The sequence below is a fragment of the Dolichospermum lemmermannii CS-548 genome, from assembly GCF_028330815.1.
In the GTDB taxonomy this organism is placed as follows: Bacteria; Cyanobacteriota; Cyanobacteriia; order Cyanobacteriales; family Nostocaceae; genus Dolichospermum; species Dolichospermum lemmermannii.
This window is the reverse complement of the sequence record NZ_JAQMTJ010000130.1, coordinates 1-4571: the sequence shown is the minus strand read 5'-3', so window position 1 is coordinate 4571 and position 4571 is coordinate 1. Positions and strand designations below refer to the sequence as shown.

The 4571-nt window shown below is 33.1% G+C and carries 6 protein-coding genes and 1 pseudogene; all 7 read left to right on the top strand.

Translation table 11 applies throughout. From position 1 onward, the window contains the following. Nucleotides 1-233 (top strand): annotated as a pseudogene (locus PN450_RS08660) (photosystem II q(b) protein); the annotation flags it as partial. A 145-nt stretch (nt 234-378) separates the two neighbouring features. Further along, nucleotides 379-1620 (top strand): ATP-binding protein, encoded by a 1242-nt coding sequence (locus tag PN450_RS08655; RefSeq protein ID WP_271836025.1) that lies wholly within the window; start codon nt 379-381, stop codon nt 1618-1620. After that, the gene (locus tag PN450_RS08650; protein ID WP_271836024.1) at nt 1617-2123 is read left to right on the top strand and encodes a hypothetical protein; all 507 of its coding nucleotides are present in this window, start codon (nt 1617-1619) and stop codon (nt 2121-2123) included. The genes PN450_RS08655 and PN450_RS08650 overlap by 4 nt, the downstream gene beginning before the upstream one ends. 29 nt (nt 2124-2152) lie before the next feature. After that, nucleotides 2153-2629 carry a GNAT family N-acetyltransferase gene (locus PN450_RS08645; protein ID WP_271836023.1) on the top strand — a complete coding sequence of 159 codons (477 nt, stop codon included), beginning with the start codon at nt 2153-2155 and terminating at the stop codon, nt 2627-2629. Then, nucleotides 2626-3285 (top strand): ComF family protein, encoded by a 660-nt coding sequence (locus tag PN450_RS08640; protein WP_168652612.1) that lies wholly within the window; start codon nt 2626-2628, stop codon nt 3283-3285. The genes PN450_RS08645 and PN450_RS08640 overlap by 4 nt, the downstream gene beginning before the upstream one ends. 56 nt (nt 3286-3341) lie before the next feature. Beyond that, nucleotides 3342-3797 (top strand): PPC domain-containing protein, encoded by a 456-nt coding sequence (locus PN450_RS08635; protein ID WP_168633682.1) that lies wholly within the window; start codon nt 3342-3344, stop codon nt 3795-3797. Nucleotides 3798-3973: 176 nt separating this feature from the next. Then, complete coding sequence (locus tag PN450_RS08630; RefSeq protein WP_015080803.1) at nt 3974-4342, top strand: pentapeptide repeat-containing protein; 369 nt, start codon at nt 3974-3976, stop codon at nt 4340-4342. Nucleotides 4343-4571: the final 229 nt, after the last annotated feature.

Here is a 4571-nt window from a genome sequence, read left to right as displayed (position 1 = left end):
GGTTCACAGCTTTGGGTGTTAGCACAATGGCTTTCAACTTGAACGGTTTCAACTTCAACCAATCTGTCATGGATTCTCAAGGTCGTGTCATCGCTACATGGGCTGACGTAATCAACCGCGCTAACTTAGGTATGGAAGTAATGCACGAGCGTAACGCTCACAACTTCCCTCTAGACTTGGCTGCTGCTGATGTTGCTCCTGTTGCTTTAAGCGCTCCTGCTATCAACGGTTAATAACTAGAGTCTAGTTAAATAAAAAACGCTCTCCGCAAGGGGGGCGTTTTTATTATGAAAAATAAATTATTGTTAATCAGAGTTTGAATTATAATATTTTTACTAGAAAAGGAAAATTAAGTAAATATAGTAAATAAACATTATTATGAGTCAAATAAAAGTTAAAAATTTCGGACCAATTAAGTCAGGTTTTGCAGAAAATAATGGATTTATAGATATTCGCAAAATTACTGTTTTTATCGGTAATCAAGGTACAGGAAAAAGTAGCATTGCTAAGTTAATTTCAACATTTAGCTGGTTGGAAAAACAGTTATATCGTGGAAATTTAGCAATAAAAGATGTGAAAACCTATAATAGGTTTGTTAAAACATATTGTAACTATCATAACTTGAATAATTATTTCTTGCCAGAAACTAAAATTGAATATGTAGGAAATGCTTTTTATTTTTATTTCCAAGATGGAAAATTAAACATTTATCCTAAGATTCTTCATTTTAATAGAACTTATATTGTACCTAAAATTATGTATGTACCAGCAGAAAGAAACTTTTTTAGTGTTGTCAAGGGTGCTGAAAAAGTAAAAGGATTACCTCAATCATTATCTACTTTTTTTGAGGAATTAGAACGTTCTCAACAGGAATTATCAGAAAGTTTGACTTTACCAGTGGGTGATGTAAAGTTGGAATTTGATCAAAAAAATAATACTTTAAATATTATAGGAAGTGATTATAAATTAAATATTTCCGAATCTTCAAGCGGGTTTCAATCTTTTATTCCTTTGTTTTTAGTTTCTAGAAATATTGCGTTATCTATTGGTCAAAATAAAGATTCTTCCCAAAGTGAATTGAGTGGAGAAGAACAACAAAGATTAAAAATAGAAATTGAAAGAATCCTATCCAATGATAATCTTTCTGAGGAAGTTAAAAAAGCTGCTTTGGAAGTATTATCTTCCAAATACAAAAATGAATGTTTTTTAAATATTGTTGAAGAAATAGAACAAAATCTGTTTCCACAATCGCAAAAAGACGTTTTATATAAATTATTAGAATTTGCTAACCTTACAGAAGGTAATACACTAATTCTTACTACCCACAGTCCTTATATTATTAATTATCTGACATTAGCAATCAAGGGATATCAGGTTTTACAGAAAATTATAGATTTACCAAACAGCAATTTACTAAAGGAACAACTAGAAAATATTGTTTCTCAAGCATCTTGTGTATCTGATGAAGATTCAATTGTATATGAATTAACAGAGACAGGGGAAATTATCAAACTTTCTACTTATGAAGGATTACCTACTGATGAAAATTATCTCAATTCTTTCTTAGCAGAGACTAATAACCTTTTTGATAATTTACTGGAAATTGAGGAACAAATATGAGTATAAATTTTTTTAAATCTACTTATCAAAGTCAGACAAATCAGTATAAATTTCGACTTTGTGATGATCCTAACGAAGATCCTGCTTATATTGATACTGATATTGATGATTGTAGCAAATGGATTGCTATTGTTGAAAATAATCAAGAAATAGAGGTGATATTTACCGCTATTGATAATTGTATTGAAATTCTCAGATCAAATGGTGAAAAGGAGAATCGTTGTGACGGTATGCTTACTTACAACAATCATCTTATTTTCGTGGAATTAAAAACGAGAAAGTCTGAAAATAGTAAATGGGTTGGAAAGGGAGAGGAGCAATTAAAAAATACAATTAATGTTTTTATAGCAAATCATGATTTAGAAATTTATAAATCTAAAAAGGCATATATAGCTAATAACAAAAAACCTAATTTTCAGTCTTCACAAATTACAAGAATGGATAAATTTAAGGATGAAATAGGTTTTAGATTAATCATCCAAAACACCATAGAAATTTCCTAAATATTATTCTAATTTAATGGACTAAATTTATGTATCAATACCAAGATCTTATCATTCGCAATTGGCAAGAAAAAGACCGCATTTTCGCAGCTAAAGTCATTAGTTCTGTATTATCAGAATACGGTTTACCTTGGCAACCAGAAGAAGCAGACAAGGATGTATTAAATATTGAAGAATATTATTTAGCAACTGGTGGAGAATTTTGGGTAATTGAACATCAAAATCAGATTGTCGGGACTGCTGCCTATTATCCCATAAATCGCGGCGAAAAAGCTGTAGAAATTAGAAAAATGTATCTTTTACCAAAAGTGCGCGGTTTAGGATTAGGCAAATATTTATTACAACAACTAGAAACAGCAATTGCTTTGCGGGGATTTAAGCAAATTTGGATTGAAACCGCCAGTATTTTAGCTGAAGCTGTTAAACTTTATGAAAGTAATGGTTATCTACCAACAACAGGTGTAGAAACTAGCAGATGTGATTTAGTCTATGTAAAATATCTATGATCAAGATATTCCAAAACCTTCTGAGTCTTTTTCTTAAATCCTCTTGTCCCCTGTGTCAACGTCCTACACCCAGGGAACTTTGTCCATATTGTATCAAACAAATTCAAAGTTGTCACAAACAAAATCCTGCTTATTTATGGAAACAACCATTACCAATATTTGTGTGGGGAAATTATGGTGGTGCAGTCAAAAGAGCGATCGCTGCATTAAAATATGAGAATCAGCCACAAATTGGTTATGTGTTAGGAGAATGGTTAGGGGAATCATGGTTATTACATTCACCGCAACCACAACAACAGCTTTTAGTTGTTCCTATCCCTATGCACCCCAAAAAACAAAAACAACGGGGTTTTAATCAAGCTGCATTAATAGCTGAAGGTTTTTGTAATGTGACAGGATACAAATTGAAAATCAATGGTTTAGAACGCATCAAGGAAACCAAAGCACAATTTAGTTTATCCGCAGTTCAAAGACAAGAAAATTTAGTAAATGCTTTTGTGATTGGTAAAGATTTGCGTCGTCATCCCCATATACCAATCTTATTAGTGGATGATATTTATACTACTGGTGCTACTGTTAAAGCTGCTGTACAGACTCTTGAACAACATCAAATTACAGTCTTGGGTGTAGCTGCTGTTGCCACGACAAATAAATAAAAATCAAGCTATATTAGATTAGTTACCCTGTATTTCTGGGAACAGTATTTCAATTTATGAGAAAGATTTTTGCAGTGGGTTTCAGAAACATCTTAATTATTCCTATTACATTGCTAACAATGGGGATTTGGATCAAAACAGCCTCAGCACAAAATAAGTTATATAGCCCTATTCCGTTAACTAATTTGACAGAAATTTCTGATACCTTATCAAACAAAGATATTCCCACAGGACAAGGGGGATTTGCTCGTGATTATGCAATCAAATTAAATCAGGGTGATAATTTATCTATTGATTTGTCATCGGAAAACTTTGACAGCATTATTACACTATTAGCACCCAATGGTTCAACAGCAGGAGAAAATGATGATGCTCCCGACGGTACAAGCAATTCTCTATTGTTTACCCGCATTACAGAAACAGGAACTTACATTGTGCGCGTTCATTCTTTTGGGGAAACTGGGGTAGGGAAGTTTAAACTCAAGGTGACAAAACTGCAACCTGTGAAGTAGGTTTGCGCGTCCAATCCCATCCTTAATTGGGTATAATTGAATTGACGAGTTAAACGGAATAAATTATGAAAATTCAAGTAATCATATAGGCAAAAATTTTTGTGGTGATAAAATGCCAATAAACAACTTAGGAACTATTCTGGAGATAGAGGTTTTGTTGCTCAAGTAGGTTAGATATGGAAACTGAGGAACTAAAACGGCGTTATCTTGCAGGAGAAAGATATTTTGTTTCTGCTAAATTAATCAGGGCTAAATTAATTAATGCCTATTTACCCGGAATTAATTTATGGGGAGCAGATTTAAGTGAAGCTAACTTAGCTAAAGCTAAACTCTGGGGTGCAGATTTGAGTGGAACGAATTTAGCAAAGGCAAATTTGACTAAAGCAAATTTATCTGGTGTCAATCTCACTGAAGCAAATCTTCGGGGTGCTAGGCTGCATTATACTAAGTTATATGGAGCGAATTTACATCGTGCATATTATGATGAAAGCACCAAATTTCCTCGAAATTTTGATCCTCTTAGTCACAATATGCACAAGTTGTAATTACAGCGATTTTCGGGTAAATGAACCACATTTTTTTGCCTCACGCTCCAGACGCAGAGGTGCAAAGAGGAATCAAGAGTTTGGTCTAAATAAGTAGGTCGGCGGAAAAGTTTCTAACTATGTAACGAAAAGTTAAGAATGGTTATTTTTGTTAAAATGAATACGTTCTGTACTGTATTGTCCTTTTTCTCCCCTAGCTTTAACCCCATTCATTACGGCATATGCAAGG

Coding starts and splice junctions, on each gene's coding strand:
- PN450_RS08640 (WP_168652612.1), top strand. CDS start 2,626: ATGATCAAGATATTCCAAAACCTTCTGAGTCTTTTTCTTAAATCCTCT.
- PN450_RS08645 (WP_271836023.1), top strand. CDS start 2,153: ATGTATCAATACCAAGATCTTATCATTCGCAATTGGCAAGAAAAAGAC.
- PN450_RS08635 (WP_168633682.1), top strand. CDS start 3,342: ATGAGAAAGATTTTTGCAGTGGGTTTCAGAAACATCTTAATTATTCCT.
- PN450_RS08650 (WP_271836024.1), top strand. CDS start 1,617: ATGAGTATAAATTTTTTTAAATCTACTTATCAAAGTCAGACAAATCAG.
- PN450_RS08630 (WP_015080803.1), top strand. CDS start 3,974: ATGGAAACTGAGGAACTAAAACGGCGTTATCTTGCAGGAGAAAGATAT.
- PN450_RS08655 (WP_271836025.1), top strand. CDS start 379: ATGAGTCAAATAAAAGTTAAAAATTTCGGACCAATTAAGTCAGGTTTT.